An 18,885-nucleotide genomic window follows, 5' to 3' on the forward strand; every position below is an offset into this window, starting at 1 on the left:
AACGTGGCCAACTCGGTGGTGGTCAGTCGTCGGGGAGGACGTCGAGCACGCCCACGCCCAGGTGGGCAGCCGGGACAGGGCGAACGCCTATGCCGGGTCGTCGACCGTGGCGTCGTGGGTTACCGGGGACTCGCCGCCGAGGGCGTGGGTGCGGCACACGCTCACGTGGGCAGAAGCCGAGCAGTCGATCCGCCGAGAAACGCCGCCAGCCGCGATGCCTCGGCCAGCAGCGGGGCCGGGTCGGCGGGCGGGGTGAACGGTTCGACGTCCAGGGTTTCGCCGCGCAGCCGCCAGGTGCCCTGCCACGTGCCGTCCAGTAGGTAGGTGCCCATCGTCGCGCCGTTTCCCGGGGGCAGCGGCACGCGTCGCGGCGACGGGATGAAACGGGTGCGGTCCCGGTGCGACAGCAGGAGGTTGTCGTACTCGGGAAGGAACCGTGGCGGCGCGGGGGTGTCCTCGTCGGGTCGCGGGGCGTCGGGTAGGTCGTACAGCAAAGGGCCGGCCGGTGAGCGGAACGTGCGCAGTGAGAGTGCGCCCACCACCTCGCCGAGGCGGGTCAGGCCGGACCAGGTCTGCAGGTCGGCGATGGTCGCGGGGCCGAAGGCGCCGAGGCCGCGCAGCACCACCGCGGACACCGGGGTGGTGCTGCGCGGCGCCTCGCCCAGCCATTTTTCGACCAGCGCCCACGCGGCGGGGCCGGTGCGGCCCCACAGGCCGCGCGGCGGCACCTGGCACATCGCCACCTCCTGGGCGGCGGCGAAGGCCAGCGCGCCCGGGTCGGCGCCCACAAAGGAAGCCGCGAGCAGCCGGCCCAGCTCGGCGCGGGTGCGCGGTGAAGCGCGGAGCAGACGTTCGGCGGCCGTGCGCAACGAGGTGCGGTCGATCGGCGGCAGGCCCGCGGTGTTCGGGGTCATCGCGGCGGCGTTGCGAGGTTGGAAGAGCGTGTGCCAGTCAAGGCAGTCGCGGGCGCTGACCAGGTGGACGGTGGTGCGCATCAGGTGGGTGCGCACGGTTTCGCGGCGGGACATGAGCTCGGACAGAACGGCAGGATCAAAGGCCGACAAACGCGACCAGAGACCGACGTACGGGGCCAGCGGTGCCTGCGACTGCATGCCGCCCAGGTGTTCGATCGCCTCGAGCACCGGGACGTCCGTACGGTCCAGGAGGTATTGGCGGGCCAGGGTGGCCCGGTTGAGCGCTCGGTCGGTGAGCGCGGGGATCACAACAGATGCTCGCTCAGCCAGGAGACCGTTTCGCGCAGGTAGTCGGCACGGGACGTGCTGTGCAGGAGCTGGTGGCCCTCGTTGGGGAAGAGCAGGTAGCGGTGCGGGACACCGCGCTCGGCCAGGGCAGCCACGACCTGCTCGGCCTCGATCACCGGCACGTTGGAGTCGTTCTCGCCGTGCACGACCATCAACGGGGCGCGGAGCCGGTCGATGCGGGTGATCGGGGAGAGGTCGGCGAGCAGGTCGGCGTCGGTGACCGGGTCGCCGTATTTGGAGACGGCCGCGGCCGCGATCCACGGTTCCGTGTGCTGATAAAACGTGGAAAAGTTGGACATGCCGCACACGTCGATGCCGACCGCGAACAGGTCGGGGAAGCGGGTCAGGGCGGCCAGCGTCAAGAACCCGCCATAAGACCGGCCCATGATGCCGATATGCGACTCGTCCGAGATGTTGGAGCCGACCAGGTGCCGCACGCAGGAGCGCACGTCCTCGATGCCGGCATAACGCAGCACCCCGTTGTCCGCGTTGACGAAGCTCTTGCCGAAGCCCGACGAACCCCGCACGTTCGGCGCGAAGACCGCGATCCCCAGGTCGACCAGCGACTGGAACAGCGGCGAGTGACCCGGCCGTTCCTGCGCCTCGGGACCCCCGTGGAACCACAGCACCGTGGGGTGCGGCCCGTCGCCGGCCGGGCGGAACAGCCACCCGCTGAGCTCGAGTCCGTCGTGCGCTTCGAAGACCTCCAGCGTCGGCCGCACCGATCCGGGTGCGGTGCGCGCGGCGGAAACGGCCCGCACCACGCCGTCCTCGTACACCCAGACGCCGTGCGGCCGCCCCGGTCCTTCGGCCGTGAAGGCCAGCCCGGACCCGTCGAAGCTCCAGGCCGGCTCGGACACCACGCCGCCGGGCAGCGGCTCGACCCGGCACCGGGTGCCGTCGCGCAGGTCGACGATCTCGACCTCGGACTCGCCCCCGCGCACGTTCCACAGCACCGCGGCGGCGGACGCGTCGGCGGTGAGCGTGAACGCCTCCACCTCGGCCCGGGCGGCGGCCGCGACGACGCTCACGGCGCCGTCCGGCGCGACCCGGATCAGGGCCGGGAACTCGCCGGCCTCGGAGCGGGCGTAGACCGAGCCGTCCGGCGCGTAGACCGCCTGCTCGCCCAGTGCCACCAGGGTGTCGGCACCGGTCGTCAGGTCACGGCTGACGATCTGGCGGTCGCCGCGCGGGCCGATCCGCAGCAGCGCGTGCGTCGCCGACACGTCGAGCAGCGCGGTCAGCGAGCCCTTGGCGACGACCGAGCGGGTGTTGTGCACCGGGTCGATCAGCAGGCCGGTGTTCAGATTTTCGGTCACCGCCAGCAGCGACCGGCCGGGCAGCCAGCGCACGTTGTCGGCGTCGTCGGTGCCGAACCCGGCGACCTGGTGCAACTCCGAGCCGTCCGGCCGGATCAGCCACAGCTCGTGCCGGGGGCCGCCGCCCGGGGCGAGCTGGCAGGCCAGCCAGCCACCGCCGGTGGACCACTGCACGGCGGTGACCGGCTCGGGCCCGGTGTCGACCAGGAAGGCCAGCTCGGCACCGATCGGCTGCACCCAGATCTGCGGGCGGCCGCCGCGGTCGGAGATGTAGGCGGAGTGTTCGCCGTCCGGCGAGAGGGCCGGTGACCAGCTGCCACCGGCCTCGGGCGGTAGGGGCTTCGTCCAGCTCACCGGAAGTACGGTGACATCGATCCGGCCGAGCTGTCCGGTCATGCAGTTCCCCCTAAGAAGACCTCAGAAGCCTCAGATGCCCTTGTCCTGCAACCACATCTCCAACAGAGCCAGCTGCCATAGCTGGTTGGCGCCGAGCGTCGTGCGCGGCGTGTTCGGATCGGCGAGCAGCCGTTCCACGTACTCCGGCCGGAAGAGCCCTCGCTCTCGCGCGGCGGGCGCGAGGAGAGCGTCCCGGACCTTGTCGTACATCGGTCCTTCGAGGTGCCGGATGCCGGGCACCGGGAAATATCCCTTGGTCCGGTCGATCACCTCGTCGGGCACCACCCCGCGGGCCGCCTGCTTGAGCACTCCCTTGCCACCATGAGCCAGTTTGAGCTCGGGCGGGCAGGCCGCGGCGAGTTCCACCAACTCGTGATCCAGGAACGGTACGCGAGCTTCCAGCCCCCACGCCATGGTCATGTTGTCGACCCGTTTGACCGGGTCGTCGACGAGCATCACCTGGGAATCGAGACGCAACGCTGCGTCAACTGCGGTCACGGCGCCGTGGCGGCCGAAACTCGCCGCGACGAACTCGCGGCTCACGTCGTCGTCGAGCAGCCACTCGGGGTTGAGCTGCTGCGCGAGGTCGGCGTGCGGGCGGTCGAAGAACTCCTCGGCGTACGCGTCGACGGCTTCGTCGCGACGCACGTGGGCGAGCGGCGGATACCAGCTGTAGCCGGCCAGGATCTCGTCCGCTCCCTGCCCCGACTGTACAACTTTCACCGACTTTGACACGTCTTCGCTCAAAAGGTTGAACGCGATGCAGTCGTGCGAAACCATCGGCTCGCTCATCGCCGCCACGGTCCGGTCGACGGCCGGCAGGAAACGGTCCCGGCCGATCCGGATCTGGTGGTGCACGGTGTCGAACTGCTTGGCGACGATGTCGGAGTAGGCGAACTCGTCGCCGCTCTCCCCACCGGCCGCCTCGAACCCGATGCTGAACGTGGTGAGGCCGCGCTGACCCTGCTCGGCCAGCAGCGCCACGATGTAGCTGGAGTCGATGCCGCCGGAGAGCAGCACGCCGACCGGCACGTCCGCGACCATCCGCCGCTCCACGGCGAGCGCGAGCTTCTCGTGGATCAGCGCGGGCCACTCGTCGTCGGCCACGTCGGTGCGCCGGGTGTGTGACGCCTCCCAGTACACCTCGTCGGTCCAGGACCCGTCCCGGCTGATCACCCGGACGGTGGCCGGCGGCAGCTTGCGGACCCCGGAGATGATCGTCCGCGGCGCCGGCACGACCGAGTGGAACGTCATGTAGTGCTGCAGCGCCACGCGATCGATCGACTTGTCGACGTCCCCGGCCGCGAGCAGCGCCGGCAGCGTGGAGGCAAAACGCAGGCCTTTGTCGAAAGAAGCCAGGTACATCGGCTTGATGCCGAGCCGGTCCCGGGCCAGCATCACCTCGCCGGTCTCATGGTTCAGAATCGCAAAGGCGAACATTCCCAAGAAGCGGCGTACGCAGGACGCGCCCCACCGGTGGTACGCCTTGATGATCACCTCGGTGTCGGAGGTGGAGAAGAACCGGTAGCCGTACCCCTGAAGCTCGGTCCGCAGCTGCTGATAGTTGTAGATGCAGCCGTTGAAGACCAGGGTGAGCCCGAGTTCGTCGTCGGTCATCGGCTGGCCGCCGGCCTCGGAGAGGTCGATGATCTTCAGGCGGCGGTGGCCGAAGGCGACCGGGCCGCGGCGGAAGAGTCCCTCGCCGTCCGGGCCACGTGACTCGAGGCACGGCAGCATCCGCCGGATCGCCCCCTCGTCCGCGGCGTTTCCGTCGTACCGAATTTCACCGGCGATCCCGCACATCGGTGCCAATCTCCTCCCACTCGATTTCCATCCTGTTACGCCCCGAGCAGCCAGGTGTCCTTCGAACCACCTCCACGGGAGGAGTTGACGATCATGCTGCCGGCCGGCGCGACCCGGGTGAGGGCGGCCGGCGCCACCACCGACTCGGTGCCGCTGAAGACGAAGGCGCGCAGGTCCACGTGCCGGGCCGCGAGCTGGTGGCCGTCGAAGACCGGGCTGGTGGACAGCCCGACGACCTCCTGGGCGACCCAGCGGTGCGGGGCGGTGACGATCTGCCGGCGCACGGCCGCGAGCTCCTCGGCGGTGGCGTGCGGGCCGATCACGATCCGGTCGCCGCCGTACCCGTCGACCGGCTTGCAGACCAGCTCGTCGAGGCGCCCGAGCACCTCCTCGCGCTGCTCCCGGATCCCGCACAGGTAGGTCGGCACGTCCGCGAGCAGCGGCTTCTCGCCGAGGTAGTACTCGATCAGCTTGGGCACGTACGCGTAGACGGCCTTGTCGTCGCCGATGCCGTTGCCCAGCGCGTTGGCCAGGGTGACGGTGTCCGCGTGCAGCGCGGCGATCAGGCTCGGGCCGAGCGGCATGCCGTCCGCGCCCGGCGAGTGCACCAGGCTGTCCTCACCCATGCGCAGATAGATCACGTCGACCGGGTAGCGCTTGCCGTTGCGCAGCCGGAAGACCCGGGTCCCCTCGACGAACAGCTCGGTGCTGCGCACCACCGGCACGCCCATCTCCTCGGCCAGCATCCGGTGCTCGAACCAGGCCGAGTCGTCCGGGCCCTGGCTGAGCACCACGATCGCCGGGTCGTCGCCGGCCGCCGGCCGGGCCGAGTCGCGCAGCGCCGTCAGCAGCAGCCGCGGCGTGCCCTCGACGGAGAGCAGGTCCTCCGGCATCGGCAGCTCGGGCAGGACGCTCTCGGTCAGCCGGCGGTTCTGCATGGCGTACGCGATGCCGGACGGCACCCGGAGGTTGTCCTCCAGCACGCACCAGTCGCCGTCCACGTCCCGCACCAGGTCGACGCCGGCCACCTGGGCTCGCACGCCGTCGTGGGCGACCAGGGCGCCGCTGGGTCGCAGCTCCGGCGATCCGTCGATCACCCACTCCGGCACGATGCCGTCGCGGACCACGGCGCGCTCGCCGTACACGTCGGTGACGAACCGGTCGAGCGCCCGCACCCGCTGCACCAGCCCGATGCTGAGCCGGGCCCAGTCGTCGGCCGGCACGATCCGCGGCACCAGGTCGAACGGGAACAGCCGGGTCGCCGCCTCGCCGGCCACGCTGAACGTGATGCCGCGGGCGCGCTGCTCGTCGTCCCGAGCGTCCTCGCGGCGGCGCAGGCCGGCCGACCCGAGGGCACTGAGAACATTGAAGATTCCGGCGTACGGCGTGGCCACGTCGCCGCCCGGGAACGCCTCGTCGCCGATCGTCGCGTACGGAACGAGGCCGGCCGGCACCGACTGGCCCTCCGGTCCGATGCCGGTGGCACCGCCCCGGGTGTCCGCGACCACCAGGTCGACCACGTCGGAGATGCGGCCGCGCCGGGCCATGGCCCGGCGCTGGCGGGCGGCCGAGCTGCCCCGGCTGAGCGTCCGCACCGAGAGGTCGAAGACCTGCTCCCAGTCGCCGAGCTCCTCCAGCTGCGGGCGCAGCTCGCCGACCAGGCGTTCGACGGCGGCGGCGGCCGGGACCGGAGCCGGCGAGCGGGGCAGGTCGAGCAGTTCGCCCTCGAGTCCGGAGCGGGCGGCCCGCCACATCGCGGCCCGGTGCAGCGGGGCGCGGTTCGGCGGAAGCGGACGCCCGGCCCGGTGCTCGTCGCGGGCGCGCAGAACCAGGGCCCGGAACAGGCCGGCCAGCAGCACCACGGTGTCGGCGTCCGGCGAGGAGTCGGTGACCCGCAGCTCCACGGTCGGCAGGTGCGCGGACGGCCGCACGTCGAAATAGACCATCTTCGGGTCGGTGATCGTGCCCGACGTGATCAGGTCGTTCACCAGGGCGTCGTGCTCGGCGGCCGAGTTCAGCACGCCCGGGTCACCGGCGGTCGGCCAGCGCATCCACACCAGCGACCGGGTGCTCGCGTAACCGGAGTCCTCACCCATCCAGTACGGCGAGCTGGCCGAGATGGCGAGCAGCACGGGCAGCACCGGGGTGACCCGCTGCGCGACCGCCACCGCCTCGTCCCGGTCGGGCACGCCGACGTGCACCTGGGCCCCGCAGATCAGCTGTTCCCGGGCGAGCAGCTGGTAGTCGTCGAGCATCCGCCGGTACCGCGACGTGGGTGTCACGGGGAGTGACTCCAGGTCGACCAGCGGAACCGTGCCGGTGGCGGCCAGACCCAGCCCGAGGGACTCGGCGACCGCGATCGCGGCCCGCCGTCGCTCGACTATTCCCTCCCGCAGGTCGTCCAGCGTCGAGGCCACCGGGGTGTTCGTCTCCACCACCGACCGGTGCAGCTCGGCCGAGAAATGCTCCGGGTCGAGCCGGGCCAGCACCTCGGGAGCGCGCGGCACGAGCTCGCGGGTGGCCAGGTCGACGACGTGCAGCTCTTCCTCGACGCCGAGCGTGAGGTCCTGAGCCGCGGCGGCTTCGTCCGTCGCGACCGGGAGAGACTCCGTCATGTAGACCGCCTATGTCCGTGTTGATGACTGCCCCTGTCCCGGGAGCCTCGCCATCGGATGTGCCGATTAGGTCACGTGCCCATTTCACGCTCGAACAAAGCATGACGCCGGCGACACAGCGCCCGGCGACCCAGGGCACTGCGCACACCCTGTAACCTCGGGCCGTTCCGACACAGCCCGTCGTGGAGGTCTTGATGAGCAGCAGTGTGGTCGTGGTCACCGGCTCGGCGGGGCTCATCGGCTCCGAGTCGGTCCGGCACTTCGCCGGTCTCGGCATGGACGTGGTCGGCGTCGACAACGACATGCGGGGCTATTTCTTCGGCAAGGACGGTTCCACCAAGTGGAACCTCGACCGCCTGAGAAAAGAGGTCGGTGAACGGTACACCCACCACGACATCGACATCCGCGACCGCGACGGCCTGGCCAAGCTCTTCGCGGCGCTCGGCAAGAACGTCGGGCTGGTCATCCACTGCGCCGCGCAGCCGTCGCACGACTGGGCCGCCCGCGAGCCGTTCACCGACTTCGACGTGAACGCGGTCGGCACCCTCAACATGCTCGAGGCGGTCCGCCGGCACGTGCCGACGGCGCCGTTCATCTTCACCTCGACCAACAAGGTCTACGGCGATCTGCCCAACTCGCTGCCGCTGATCGAGCAGGAGACCCGCTGGGAGCTGCCCGAGGACCACCAGTGGTACGACGGCATCGACGAGACCATGTCGATCGACCAGAGCCTGCACTCGGTGTTCGGCGCCAGCAAGGTCGCCGCCGACGTGATGGTGCAGGAGTACGGCCGGTACTTCGACATGCCCACCGCGGTCTTCCGTGGCGGCACGCTCACCGGACCGGGTCACTCCGCGGCGGAACTGCACGGCTTCCTGGCGTACGTCATGCGGTGCGTCATGGAGCAGCGGCAGTACCACATCTACGGCTACAAGGGTAAGCAGGTCCGCGACGCCATCCACTCGAGTGACCTGGTGTCGGCGTTCGAGGCGTTCCACCGGGCGCCGCGGATCGCCGAGGTCTACAACATGGGCGGCGGTCGTTATTCGAACTGCTCGGTCATCGAGGCGTTCCAGCTGGCCAGCGAGATCACCGGGATCGAGGCCCGCACCGACTACGTCGAGGAGAACCGGGTCGGCGACCACCAGTGGTGGATCAGCGGCCTGGCCCGTTTCCAGACGCACTACCCCGACTGGAAGCTGACCTACGACGTGCCGGCGATCCTGCGCGAGATGTACGAGGCCAACCAGGAGCTGTGGAAAGCCTGAGCCGGCTGGGTAACCGGCGGCAGTTTGCTGTGCCTTACCTGAAGAACCACGCGGCGTAACGCCGAGTTAACCCTTCTTAGTTACTTTTCGGACATGTCCGTCATGAGGGTTTTACGACATGACCTTCCCGCGTCGATCGTGGTGTTTCTCATCGCGATCCCGCTGTCCCTTGGTATCGCGGCAGCATCGGGGGCTCCGCTTCTCGCGGGCCTCATAGCCGCCGTCGTCGGTGGCGTCGTCGTCGGCGCGCTCGGCGGAGCCCCATTACAGGTCAGCGGGCCCGCCGCCGGCCTCACCGTGATAGTGGCCGGCACCATCGCCGCGTACGGCCTGGCCGGCACCGCCGCGATCGTCGCCGTCGCCGGCCTGGTCCAGATCGCGCTCGGCGCCTCCCGCCTCGGCCGCGCCGCCCTGGCCCTGTCACCCGCCGTCGTGCACGGCATGCTCGCCGGGATCGGCCTGGTCATCGCGCTCAGTCAGGTGCACGTGCTGCTCGGTGGCGACGCCCAGAGCTCGGCCTGGCGCAACCTGCGCGACCTGCCCGCCCAGATCGCCGGCCACCACGGCGTCTCGATGGTGCTGGGCGTGGCCACCATCGCCGTACTCCTGCTGTGGCCTCGTCTGAAGAAGTTGGCGATGATCCCCGCCGCGCTGGTCGCGGTGGTCGTGGTGACCGCGGTCGCCGCCGCGATCGGCGCCGACGTGGAACGGGTCGACCTGCCCGACGCGCCGCTGTCCGCCCTGACCCGGCCGGTCTGGCCGGACGCCCCGATCTGGGAGATCGGCCTCGCCGTCGTCACCATCGCCCTGGTCGCCAGCGTCGAATCGCTGCTCTCCGCGGTCGCCGTCGACCGGATGCACGACGGCCCGCGCGCCGGCCTCAACCGCGAACTGGTCGCCCAGGGCTGCGGCAACACGATCTCCGGCCTGCTCGGCGGCCTGCCCGTCACCGGCGTCATCGTGCGCAGCTCGGCCAACGTCGCGGCCGGCGCCCGCACCCGCGCCTCGGCGGTCCTGCACGGCGTCTGGATCGCCGTGGTCGTGCTGCTCTGCGCCGGGCTGCTGGAGGCCATCCCGCTCGCCGTACTCGCCGCCGTGCTGGTCGTGGTCGGGTTGCGGCTGATCAGCCTGGCCCAGATCCGCACCTACGCCCGGCACCGGGAACTGCCCACCTATCTGGTCACCGCCGGCGGGGTGGTCGCCACCGACCTGCTCACCGGGGTCGCGGCCGGGATGGCCTGCGCGGTGCTTCTGATGCTGTGGCGGCTGGCCCGTTGCGAGATCCGCACCGACGGCTCGACCGTCACGATCAGCGGGACCCTGGCCTTCGTCGGCTCCGGCCGGGTCGCCCGTGCCCTGGCCACCCTGCCGGCCGGGCAGCACGTGACCGTCGAGCTGCACCTGGACTACCTGGACCACGGCGCTTTCCAGGTGATCGAGGACTGGCGGGAGGCGTACGAAAAAAGCGGCGGCACCGTCGACGTCAGAGAAACCCACGACGGCTGGTTCGGCCGCGCGACGCGCGGGCGCCTCGGCGCCGGCAAGAGCACACCGCGCCGCTTCGGCTCCTGGTCGCAGTGGCAGAACCTGGACCGGCAGCGGCGCAACGCGATGGCGGCCGGCATCCACGAGTTCGAACGCAGCGTCGCCCCGCTCGTCCAGCCGCACCTGGCCGGCCTGGCCCGCGACGGCCAGCAGCCCGAACAGCTCTTCATCACCTGCGCCGACTCCCGCGTGGTGCCCAACCTGATCACCACGAGCGGCCCCGGCGACCTGTTCTGCGTCCGCAACATCGGCAACGTCGTGCCGCCCTACGGCGGCCCCGACTCGTCGGTGGGCGCCGCCATCGAGTACGCCGTAGGGGTGCTCGGCGTCCGCACGATCACCGTCTGCGGCCACTCCGGCTGCGGCGCGGTGCGCGCGATGATGGCCGGCGGCAACACCGGCGACCTGGGCCGCTGGCTGACCGGGTCGGCCAACGACTTCACCGGCGAGACCGACGAAACCCGCTGCGTCACCACCAACGTGACCCGCCAGCTGGCCAACCTGCGCACCTACCCCGCGGTGCGGGAGGCGGAGGCGGCCGGCCGGCTCACCCTCACCGGCCTCTACTTCGACCTGGCCGAGGCGAAGATGTACGCGGTGGAGAGTTCAGGCCTGCAGCAGGTCGCGCAGTGAGGTGGCCGGGTGCCCGGTCAGCGTCCGGACGTCGTCCGAGACCCGGGCCAACTCGCCGGCCGCGATCGCGGTGTAGGTGCTGACCCAGGCGTCGACCTGCCAGTCCGGCGCCGCGAACTGCTTCCGGGAGGCGTACGCCTCGTCGAGGGTTTCGTCGTGGAAGGTGACCGGCTTGCCGGTCACCTCCGCGATCGTCGCGGCCACCTCGGCCAGGCTGAGCGCTTCCGGCCCGGTCATCTCGTACGTCTTCCCGGCGTGCGGCGACGGCTCCCGCAGCACCGCCACCAGGGCGTCCGCGATGTCGTCCTGTGCGACGACGGCCGCCCGCCCGTCCCCGGCCGGCCCGCGGATCACGCCGTCCTCGCCGACCAGGAACGGCAGGAAGTCGGCGTAGAGGTTGTCCCGCAGAAAGGTGAAGGCGAGGCCGCTGTCGCGAATGTGCTGCTCGGTGTGCCAGTGGTCGCGGGCCAGCGTGAACGTCGCGTCCGGCGAGGCCCCCGCGAACGACGTGTAGACCAGGTGTCGCACACCGGCCGCCACGGCCGCGTCGACGAAGCTGCGGTGCTGTGCCACCCGGTCCAGCGTCTCCGCCGCCGACACCATCAACACGGTGTCGACCTCGTTGAGGGCTTTTCGGACCGAGTCGCCGTCGGCGTAGTCGGCCAACGCGACGTCGGCGCCCTCCGGCGCCCGGCCCGCGTCGCGGACCAGCAGCCGCGGACTTCCACCGATGAGCCGAGCCACCCGGCCTCCAAGCCGCCCGGTAGCTCCTGAAATCGCGATCTTTCCCATTGCTCCTTTCTACGCCCCCGTTCGGGTGGTGTGTTCCTGGAACACACTTCGTAGGCTGGTTCGCGTGGCGAGATCGACGCCCCGCACCGTCTTCCTGTCGCACACGGGTGAGCTGCGCCGCCTGCCGGCCACCCGATCCTTCGTGGCGGCCGCCGAGTCCGCGGTCAACCGGGCCGGCGACGCCGTCTCCGACATGGCCTACTTCGCGGCCCGCGACGACAAGCCGGCCCAGGTCTGCCGGGACAAGGTCGCCGAGGCCGACGTCTACGTGCTGATCGCCGGCTTCCGCTACGGCTCCCCGGTCCGCGACGAGCCCGAGCATTCCTACACCGAGCTGGAGTTCGCCACCGCCACCGAGCTGGGCCTGCACCGCCTGGTGTTCTTGCTCTCGGAGAAGACCGAGGGTTCCCGCGAATTGCTGGTGGACCGCGAGTTCGGCGACCGCCAGGAGGCGTTCCGGTCCCGGCTCACCGAGAGCGGCGTCGTGGTGCGGGAGGTGTCCACCCCGCAGGAGCTGGAGACGGCGATCCTGCAGGCGCTGAGCGAGCTGCCGCGCTCGCGGTCGGCGGCCATGCCGGTCGGCGGCATCTGGAACGTTCCGGCCCGGCCGTCCCGCTTCACCGGCCGCGGGGAGCTGCTGGCTCGGCTGGAATCGGCGCTGACCGGCGGAGGCCCGGCCGTCGTGCAGGCCATTCAGGGCATGGGCGGAGTAGGAAAAACAACGACCGCGATTGAGTACGCCCACCGGCACGCCAGTGACTACGACGTCGTGTGGTGGGTGTCCTCCGAGGACCCATCGCTGATCCCCGACCAGCTGGCCACCCTGGCCCGGGCGCTCGGGCTCCCGGCCGGGTCCTCGCCGGCCCAGTTGCTGGGCACTCTGCTCCATCGCGACCGCTGGTTGCTGATCTTCGACAACGCCGAAAGCCCGCAGGATCTCCGGCAGTTTCTTCCCGGCGGCCCGGGGCATGTGCTGATCACTTCCCGCAGCCCTGATTGGGACGGGCTGGCCGAACCGGTCAAGGTGGACGTGTTCAGCCGGGCGGAGTCGGTGGCGATGCTGTGCACCCGCCTGCCCGACCTGTCGGCCGTCGACGCTGAACGGCTCGCCGGGGTGCTGGGAGACCTGCCGCTGGCGGTGGAACAGGCGGTAGGCCTGCTGTCCGAGTCCGACCTCGATCTCGCCACCTATCTGCGTTTGATCGAGGAGCGCAGCACCGATCTGCTCGACGAGCTGCCGCCGGGCTGGATCTATCCACGGTCGATAGCCGCGTCCTGGACAGTCGCCTTCGACCGGCTGGCCGCCGCCCACCCGGAGGCGTTGCTGCTGCTGACCTTGATCGCCTGGCTGGCGCCCGAGCCGGTGCCACGAGCCCTGCTGGCCAATCGCCCCGACCTGCTGCCGGAGCCACTGCCCGCGGTCGTCGGTAACTCGCTGAAACTCGCCGGTCTGCTGCGGGTTCTGCGTCGGCGTGGCTTACTGCGCACCGAACCGGACAGCGTGCTCCTGCACCGGGTCCCGGCCATGCTGCTGCGCGCCCGCACCCGTTCCAAAGGTGACTGGCCGTCGGTCGCCGCGACAGTCGTGCACGGCGCGATGCCGGGCGACCCGTGGATGAACCCGCCGATCTGGCCGGCCTGGCGCAGGTTACTGCCGCACGCGCTGGCGGTGACCGACCCGGCCCGCCCGCTCGACCGGATTCCGCCGGAGGAGTTCGAACTCCTTCTGGGCCGGATTGCGGCCTACCTGCACACCAGGGGCGATCCGCAGATCGCGGTGCCGATCTTCGAGCGTTTCTACCGGCTGCGGTCGGCCCGGCTCGGCCCCGATGACGTGCGGACGCTGCGGGCTACCGGAGACCTGGTTAGTGTGCTGACCTCCGTCAATGAGCTCTCACGGGCCCTTGAGCTAGGCGAGGACTTGCTCGCCCGGTCGCGGGCATTGCGAGGAGATGATGACCAAGAAACCTTGAGAACCATGAACATACTGGCAATATGCCTGCGCAAGATGGGCGAGCACGAACGGTCTCGCGAGATGCGTATTGACCTTCTTGCTCGGCTTCGTCGGCTGCGCGGCGACGATCATCCGAACACGCTGTCGACGGCCTCGGATCACGGCGCGGAACTCTGGAGATTGAGGGATTTCGCCGGGGCGCTGCACCTCCATCAGGACACGCTCGCTCGGAGTAGGCGGGTGCTGGGTGACGACCATCTGCAAACACTGACCTCGGTGACCTGGGTCGCGTTCGCCCTTCACCATCTCGGGGACGTCCAAGACGCCATCGACCTGTACGAGGACACCCTGGAACGCAGGCGGCGGCTGCTCGGCGATAGCCATCCGGACACGCTGTCCACGATGCAGCACCTCGCCGGCGCCTACCGTGACCTCGGAAACCGGGAACGTGCTCGTGAGCTCGAGGAGTCGCGGATGCGCCTCCTCGCGTCGTGACTCGTCAGGGCAGGCGGGGGCGGACGGTGTCGTCGAGGACTCGGGCGGTGGCCAGGGTGTCGGCGAAGCGGGCGGGGTCCAGGTCCAGGCCGCCGGGGAGCCAGGTCACGTCGGGGCCGGTCATCGACTGGAGGATGTCGTTCGGGGTCAGGCCGGCCGACTGCAACGCTCGGATCTCTCGTGGGTTGACGCCGGGGATCAGCGGGCCGTTGCCCAGATCGGTGCCGTAGTGGACTCGTCCGCCGTACTCCAGGAAGCGGCGCAGGTTGGCCACGGCCGTGGCCAACTCGGGGGTTGGCACTCCCCAGCCGTGGATGTCCAGGGTGCTGATCCACCGCATGCGCTCGGCGCACGCCCGGATCAGGCCGCGGTCCAGCGGCTCGGTCCACGGCGTGTGGGCCAGCAAATCGGCGCCGGCCTCGTACGCCGTCGCCACCGTTCCGGGGCCCTCCGCGTGGACCACCACCGGCAGACCGCGGTCGTGGGCCGCGTCGACCACCGCGGTCATCGTGAACAGGCGTAGTTGCGGGCCGCCGGCGTGGGCGGTCACCTTGATCAGGGTGGCGCCCGCGCTGGCGGCCTCCCACACCGCCTCGGTTGCCGCGGCCGCCGAGTCGATCTCGCGCCAGCTGCCCCTGGGGGCCCAGGCGCGGTCGCTCGGGTAGCCGCCGGGAGCGATCAAAAACGGTCCCGTGTAGCGGATGCGGGGGAGGTCGCGACGGGTGCTGCGGGCCAGGCCGGCGATGAAGGCCGGCTCGCTGCCCAGGTCCCAGACGCCGGCGATGCCGCCGGCCCGGACCGTGGCCAGGTCGACCAGGCCGGCGTGTACGTGCGCGTCGACCAGGCCGGGCAGCAGGGTGCCGGGCAGCGTGCGCACCGGCTCCGACTCTCCGATCGACGACACCGGGGTCGCCTCGCCGCCGGGGGAGAGGCGCAGGGCGACGCCGGTGCGTAACCGGCCCTCCCACCACAGGGAGGCGGCCTGGACGTACGAGGTCACCGGTCGAGCAGGTCGCGCAGGGTGGACAGACCGCGGTGGACCTCGCCGAAACTGGTGCTCAGCGGGGCCGGGCCGATCCGCAGGCCGTCCGGGCGGCGGTAGTCGGGGATGACTCCGGCCTCCCACAGCGGGTCGAGCAGCTTGTCGAAGCCGGGCTTGCGCAGCGTGACATGACCGCCGCGCCGGGCCGGGTCGCGGGGGCTGAGCACCTCGACGCCGTACGGTGCCAGCCACTCGTCGGCCAGGTCCAGGGTGTAGCCGGTCAGCAGCAGCGACTTGGCCCGGACCGCCTCGATGCCGGCGGCGGCGAGCATGTCCAGGTTGGCGTGCAGCGGGACCATAGCCAGGACCGGGGGAGTGCCGCTGAGCAGGGCGCGGCTGCCGGCCGCCGGCTCGTAGCCGGGGCCCATCTCGAACGAGGCCCGGTGGCCCATCCAGCCTTGGATCGGCTGGCGCAGGGTTTCCTGCAAACCCTTCCGGAGGTACGCGAACGCGGGCGCGCCGGGCCCGCCGTTCAAATACTTGTACGTGCATCCGACGGCGAGGTCGACGCCCCACTCGTCCAGCCGGATCGGCACCGAGCCGGCCGAATGGCACAGGTCCCACATGGTCAGTGCGCCGGCCGCGTGCGCGATCCGGTTGATCTCGGCGACGTCGGCGAGCCAGCCGGACCGGTAGGCGACGTGGCTGAACAGGACCAGCGCGGTGCGCTCGTCGACCACCTCGGCGACCTGGGCGGGGTGGATGCCGGCGGCCGGGTCGGTCTCGATCCAGACCAGTTCGAGGCCCTTTTCGGCGGCGACGCCTTCCAGGACGTACCGGTCGGTGGGGAAGTTGTCGGTGTCGAGAACGACCCGGTTGCGGCCGGGCGCCGAGTCGACCGCCGCGCGGGCGAGCTTGTAGATCAGGACCGTCGTCGAGTCACCGATGATCACCTGGTCAGCCGCGGCGCCCAGCGCGACTGATCCAAGACGGTCACCGAGCTGGAGGGGCCACTTCATCCAGCTGTCCGTCCAGCCACGGATGAGCCGGCCCGCCCACTGCTCCCGGATGAATCGCTCCATCAGGGCGGCGGTGGCGATCAGTGGCCGGCCCAGCGAATTTCCGTCCAGGTAGGACACGACGTCGAAGTCTTCCGGGGCCAGGAACTGCTCCCGGTAACCGGCGAGGGGGTCGGCCGAATCGAGCGCGGCGGCGCGGGCGATCTGGTCGATCAACGGGGAACTCCGATCTCGGTCCGGACGGCGTACAGCTCGGGGAAGAACGTCAGGTCGAGCGCGGCCTTGAGGAAAGCGACACCGCTGGAGCCGCCGGTGCCGCGCTTGAAGCCGATGGTCCGCTCCACGGTCTTGAGGTGCCGGAAGCGCCAGAGCTGGAAGTTCTCCTCCAGGTCGACGAGCTCCTCGCAGGCCTCGTAGGCGCCCCAGTGCTTCTCCGGGTCGTTGTAGATCTCGACGAAGACGGCCACCAGGTCCTCGTTGAATTTGTACGGCAGGGTCACGTCGCGCTGCAGCAGCTCGGCGGGCACTTCGTACGCGTGCCGGGAGAGGTAGCGCAGGAACTCGTCGTAGACGCTGGGCGCCTCCAACGCCTCGGTCAGCAGCGAACGGGCGGCGGGATCGTCGTCGAAGATCGACAGCATCCGGCGGTCCTTGTTGCCGAGCATGAACTCGACCGCCCGGTACTGGTACGACTGGAAGCCGCTGGACGTGCCGAGGAAGCTGCGGAACTCGGCGTACTCGCTCGGGGTCAGCGTGGCCAGCACCGACCACTGCTCGGTGAGCGTGCGCTGGATGTGTTTGACCCGGGCCAGGCCCTTCAGCGCCGGGCGCAGCTCGTCGGCGGCGAGCTGCCGCTGCACCGCGCGCAGCTCGTGCAGCACCAGCTTGAGCCACAGCTCGGAGGTCTGGTGCTGCAGGATGAACAGCAGCTCGTCGTGGTGCTCGGGAGTGCTCACCGGGTGCTGGGCGTCGAGGATCTCATCCAGGTGCAGATAAGCCCCGTACGAGAGATTGACCTTGAAGTCGCGGACTATGCCGTCCTCGATGGGTCGTTGTTCGCTGGCCACCCTTGCAGCAGATCACACCGGGTCAGATGTTGGCGAGCGAGCCGTTGGTAAGGATCGGCCCCCAATACACCCACTGACCGTCGTGCCGCACGAAACGGCTGCGCTCGACCATGTCGCCGCGCTTGCCGTGATCTTTGTAGTGGGCCCGGAACTCGACCACGCCCTCGGCGTCGAACATGCCCCCGCCGCTGGTCTCCAGGATGTCGAGGCCCGTCCAGCGCAGGTGCGAGTCGGGCTCGATCCGCCCCGGCCGGGTGTCCGGGTGCCACGAGCTCAGCACGTACGCGTCGTCGTCGAGCGCGAACGCCGAATAGCGCGAGCGCATCAGCGCCTCGGCGGTGGCCGGGGCGTGCCCCCGGTGGGCGGGTTCGCAGCATTCGTCGTACGCCATGCCGAGGTGCCCGCAGGGGCAGGCGGTGGCCACCTTCGTTCGTCGTGCCATGCGTCAATTCTCGCAGCAGCTCACGGCGTCGGCCACGAAACTCCGCTGCAAGTGCAGCCGACGCTTATCCGGTTCAGCTGCAAGTGGGGGTTCTGATTTTGCAAAGATATGACGTAGGATTCCGCCGTGACCAAACGTCTGGCCGAGGTGGCGAAGAAGGCGGGCGTCAGCGAGGCGACCGTCAGCCGGGTGCTCAACGGGCGCAGTGGCGTCTCCGAGGCGACCCGCGCATCGGTGCTGACCGCGCTCGATGTCCTGGGCTATGAGCGGCCCACCAAGTTGCGGGGTGAGCGTGGCCGGCTGGTCGGTCTCGTCCTGCCCGAGCTGCAGAACCCGATCTTCCCGGCGCTGGCCGAGGTGGTGACCGCCTCGCTCGCGCAGCGCGGTTTCACGCCGCTGCTCGCGGCCCGCACGATCGGTGGTGTCCCCGAGCGCGACTACATCGAGATGCTGCTCGACCACCAGGTCTCCGGCGTCGTCTTCGCCGGTGGTTCCTACGCGCTGGCCGACGCCGAGCACAGTCACTACCGCGCGCTGACCGATCGGCGGATGCCGGTGGTGATGGTCAACGCCGGCGTCGACGACCTGGGCTTTCCGCACATCTCGACGGATGACGCGGTGGCCGTCGAGCAGGCCTACGGGCATCTGCGATCCCTTGGCCACCAGCGGATCGGCATGGTGATGGGCCCGGAGGACCACGTGCCGTCCCGTCGCAAGCTGGCCGGGCTCGAGAAGATCGCCGGCGACGACTGGCTGGTCGAGCGCACCAACTTCTCGATGGAGAGCGCCCGCCTGGCCGCGGGCCGGCTGATCGAGCGCGGCGTCACCGGCATGATCTGCGCGAGCGACGTGCTGGCGCTCGGGTCGATCCGGGCCGCCCGGCGCCTCGGCCGGGACGTGCCGGCCGACGTGTCCATCGTGGGCTTCGATGACTCAGCGTTGATGACGTGCACCGATCCGCCGCTGACCACGGTGCGGCAGCCGATCGAGATGATGGGCCAGGCGGCCGTCGATCTGCTCGTCAACCAGATCGAGGGCAGCGGGGTGCAGCCGGACGAGCTGCTGTTCGAGCCGGAGCTCGTGGTGCGCGGGTCGACCGGACCGGCACCGAGCTGACCAGGTAATTCTCCTAACCAAGGGCGGGCCTTCGGGCCCGCCCTTTGCTTTTGCCCGGCGGTCGCGTTTTTTCTCATGTCAGTCGGCTTCTTGCGTAACACGGTTCGTCTTTGTATCGTCACCTCCACGAAACATGACGGCGAGACCCAGGTCACACCGATTGCCGTCAGTGACGAA

General features: G+C 70.4%; 13 protein-coding genes. 4 read left to right on the plus strand and 9 right to left on the minus strand.

Translation table 11 applies throughout. The annotated features are described in order from the left end of the window. Positions 1-161: 161 nt before the first annotated feature. The 4 genes from Ato02nite_RS17970 to Ato02nite_RS17985 are packed head-to-tail and all read right to left on the minus strand — an operon-like array spanning position 162 to position 7,395. Positions 162-1,223 (minus strand): winged helix DNA-binding domain-containing protein, encoded by a 1,062-nt coding sequence (locus Ato02nite_RS17970; protein WP_213007684.1) that lies wholly within the window; start codon positions 1,221-1,223, stop codon positions 162-164. Continuing rightward, positions 1,220-2,977: a S9 family peptidase gene (locus Ato02nite_RS17975; RefSeq protein ID WP_213007685.1), complete on the minus strand. Its 1,758-nt coding sequence runs from the start codon at positions 2,975-2,977 to the stop codon at positions 1,220-1,222. The genes Ato02nite_RS17970 and Ato02nite_RS17975 overlap by 4 nt, the downstream gene beginning before the upstream one ends. Before the next feature lie 30 nt (positions 2,978-3,007). After that, complete coding sequence (locus tag Ato02nite_RS17980) at positions 3,008-4,780, minus strand: N-acetylglutaminylglutamine amidotransferase (protein ID WP_213007686.1); 1,773 nt, start codon at positions 4,778-4,780, stop codon at positions 3,008-3,010. Between the two features lie 35 nt (positions 4,781-4,815). Further along, positions 4,816-7,395 carry a carboxylate--amine ligase/circularly permuted type 2 ATP-grasp protein gene (locus Ato02nite_RS17985; RefSeq protein WP_213007687.1) on the minus strand — a complete coding sequence of 860 codons (2,580 nt, stop codon included), beginning with the start codon at positions 7,393-7,395 and terminating at the stop codon, positions 4,816-4,818. 194 nt (positions 7,396-7,589) lie between these two features. Here Ato02nite_RS17985 and Ato02nite_RS17990 point away from each other — a divergent pair, with 194 nt between their 5' ends. After that, positions 7,590-8,663, plus strand: coding sequence for an NAD-dependent epimerase/dehydratase family protein (locus tag Ato02nite_RS17990; protein ID WP_213007688.1), 1,074 nt, complete (start codon positions 7,590-7,592; stop codon positions 8,661-8,663). A gap of 93 nt (positions 8,664-8,756) precedes the next feature. Then, the gene (locus Ato02nite_RS17995; RefSeq protein ID WP_213007689.1) at positions 8,757-10,841 is read left to right on the plus strand and encodes a bifunctional SulP family inorganic anion transporter/carbonic anhydrase; all 2,085 of its coding nucleotides are present in this window, start codon (positions 8,757-8,759) and stop codon (positions 10,839-10,841) included. Here Ato02nite_RS17995 and Ato02nite_RS18000 read toward each other — a convergent pair. Then, positions 10,815-11,633 (minus strand): SDR family oxidoreductase, encoded by an 819-nt coding sequence (locus Ato02nite_RS18000; RefSeq protein ID WP_213007690.1) that lies wholly within the window; start codon positions 11,631-11,633, stop codon positions 10,815-10,817. The genes Ato02nite_RS17995 and Ato02nite_RS18000 overlap by 27 nt on opposite strands. Positions 11,634-11,697: 64 nt before the next feature. Here Ato02nite_RS18000 and fxsT point away from each other — a divergent pair, with 64 nt between their 5' ends. Next, on the plus strand, positions 11,698-14,082 hold the full coding sequence (fxsT, locus tag Ato02nite_RS18005) for an FxSxx-COOH system tetratricopeptide repeat protein (protein ID WP_213007691.1): 2,385 nt from the start codon (positions 11,698-11,700) through the stop codon (positions 14,080-14,082). 4 nt (positions 14,083-14,086) lie between these two features. On the opposite strand, the gene Ato02nite_RS18010 is transcribed toward fxsT, so the two are convergent. Genes Ato02nite_RS18010 through Ato02nite_RS18025 form a run of 4 tightly spaced genes read right to left on the minus strand, consistent with a single transcriptional unit; the run spans position 14,087 to position 17,592 of the window. Beyond that, entirely contained in the window at positions 14,087-15,082 is a 996-nt protein-coding gene (locus tag Ato02nite_RS18010; RefSeq protein ID WP_213007692.1) for an amidohydrolase family protein, read from the minus strand. Further along, on the minus strand, positions 15,079-16,299 hold the full coding sequence (kynU, locus tag Ato02nite_RS18015; RefSeq protein WP_246607137.1) for a kynureninase: 1,221 nt from the start codon (positions 16,297-16,299) through the stop codon (positions 15,079-15,081). Before kynU ends, Ato02nite_RS18010 begins: the two co-directional genes overlap by 4 nt. Continuing rightward, positions 16,296-17,150: a tryptophan 2,3-dioxygenase gene (gene kynA / locus Ato02nite_RS18020; protein ID WP_213007693.1), complete on the minus strand. Its 855-nt coding sequence runs from the start codon at positions 17,148-17,150 to the stop codon at positions 16,296-16,298. Before kynA ends, kynU begins: the two co-directional genes overlap by 4 nt. A 22-nt stretch (positions 17,151-17,172) precedes the next feature. After that, the gene (locus Ato02nite_RS18025) at positions 17,173-17,592 is read right to left on the minus strand and encodes a YchJ family protein (protein ID WP_213007694.1); all 420 of its coding nucleotides are present in this window, start codon (positions 17,590-17,592) and stop codon (positions 17,173-17,175) included. A gap of 126 nt (positions 17,593-17,718) precedes the next feature. Between Ato02nite_RS18025 and Ato02nite_RS18030 the strand changes: the two genes are divergently transcribed. Further along, complete coding sequence (locus Ato02nite_RS18030) at positions 17,719-18,708, plus strand: LacI family DNA-binding transcriptional regulator (RefSeq protein ID WP_213007695.1); 990 nt, start codon at positions 17,719-17,721, stop codon at positions 18,706-18,708. Positions 18,709-18,885: the final 177 nt, after the last annotated feature.

The organism is Paractinoplanes toevensis (assembly GCF_018332695.1).
Lineage (GTDB): Bacteria > Actinomycetota > Actinomycetes > Mycobacteriales > Micromonosporaceae > Actinoplanes > Actinoplanes toevensis.

Bases quoted from the DNA above. Each gene is read 5' to 3' on its own strand.
- Ato02nite_RS17990 (WP_213007688.1), top strand. From the start codon at position 7,590: ATGAGCAGCAGTGTGGTCGTGGTCACCGGCTCGGCGGGGCTCATCGGC.
- Ato02nite_RS18025 (WP_213007694.1), bottom strand. From the start codon at position 17,592: ATGGCACGACGAACGAAGGTGGCCACCGCCTGCCCCTGCGGGCACCTC.
- Ato02nite_RS17980 (WP_213007686.1), bottom strand. From the start codon at position 4,780: ATGTGCGGGATCGCCGGTGAAATTCGGTACGACGGAAACGCCGCGGAC.
- Ato02nite_RS17975 (WP_213007685.1), bottom strand. From the start codon at position 2,977: ATGACCGGACAGCTCGGCCGGATCGATGTCACCGTACTTCCGGTGAGC.
- Ato02nite_RS17995 (WP_213007689.1), top strand. From the start codon at position 8,757: ATGTCCGTCATGAGGGTTTTACGACATGACCTTCCCGCGTCGATCGTG.
- Ato02nite_RS18000 (WP_213007690.1), bottom strand. From the start codon at position 11,633: ATGGGAAAGATCGCGATTTCAGGAGCTACCGGGCGGCTTGGAGGCCGG.
- Ato02nite_RS17985 (WP_213007687.1), bottom strand. From the start codon at position 7,395: ATGACGGAGTCTCTCCCGGTCGCGACGGACGAAGCCGCCGCGGCTCAG.